The organism is Porphyromonas circumdentaria, from assembly GCF_900167105.1.
GTDB classification, from domain to species: Bacteria; Bacteroidota; Bacteroidia; order Bacteroidales; family Porphyromonadaceae; genus Porphyromonas; species Porphyromonas circumdentaria.
In genome coordinates, this window is sequence record NZ_FUXE01000034.1 from 1 (window position 1) to 1093 (window position 1093).

Sequence of the window (1093 nt, forward strand, 5' to 3'; positions counted from 1 at the left end):
AGCTCCTTTTTCGTTGGGTTGGGGAATACCTCCAATGTCGAAGCCTCTATTGCAACCCCTGCAGAGGGTTTAGAGCCTTCGTAGCGTTGTGGGTTGCCTCCGTTGTAGTCTTCGCACTCCCACTCTTTTTCCCAAGCCAGCTTGGCATCTGCTTCATAGCAAACGTTGCGCTCCGTTGTTGACCCCGTATTTATAATACGCAGCTTATTGTTATGTATCGGATGCGGATAGCTATGGTCGGGTAGTGATTTGATCAGGGCTGAGCATGCCTCGCCGTTTATTTGGTTGTCGTAACAAAACACAGAATAAAGATTATCCAACCCCGTAAAGTCTAATCCCTTAAGTGCGCAGTTGACTAAATGAACTTCTCGTAACTTTTCGGCTTTCTGCTCACCCGAATGGAAAATCACTTCTTCCAATTTTTTATTGCTATTGGCTATTAAATACTCTAAAAATCCAAGAGTTGAGACATCCAATTTGCTAATTTGAGTTCTATCTGCTCTGAAACTTTTCAACAGGGTAAGAGGCTTTAGGTTCAACTCTGTTAGGGGGTTTCCAGAACAATTAAGATGCTCCAAGGCTGTGTTTGCTGTTAAGTCCAATACTGTTAGCTGATTGTCTCTACAAAAAAGCGTCTTTAGATGGGTATTACTACTCAGATTTAAGTTTGTTAAGGCATTGCCTTCGCAGCCCAAACTGATTAGGGAGGGGCTTTGAGAGACATCCAGGTCTACTACGGATGCCATATAGATACTGAATCTCTCGACTTCTCCCCAAATCTTTATGGTTACGATATCGGGGCTTGTGTAAGGCAATTTGTAGACTACACACTTATTGTTTTGCCAATCACTGGGCTTTTCTATCCCCTCTATTCTCCACTCTCCCTTTACTGAAAGACACATTTCAAAATATCTTTTTTCTCCAATCTTCCCTTCACGAGTATCTATTTTAAAAGTGATGTTGGGCTGAGTCTGAGCTCGACACAGAGAGGTACTCAAAGCACTTAAACTCAGAAGAGCTAAAAGCCCTATGGTGATATTCGTAATCGTTTTCATGATAAACCTCCTTTTTATCTAAGAGTTATTGTTTCGAT

Annotated in this window: 1 protein-coding gene; it reads right to left on the minus strand. The window is 41.9% G+C overall.

Features of this window, described 5'->3' with window-relative positions:
- The coding region (locus B5D06_RS08805) for a leucine-rich repeat domain-containing protein (RefSeq protein ID WP_200804992.1) at nucleotides 1-1055 on the minus strand (1055 nt) is incomplete at its 3' end.
- Nucleotides 1056-1093: the final 38 nt, after the last annotated feature.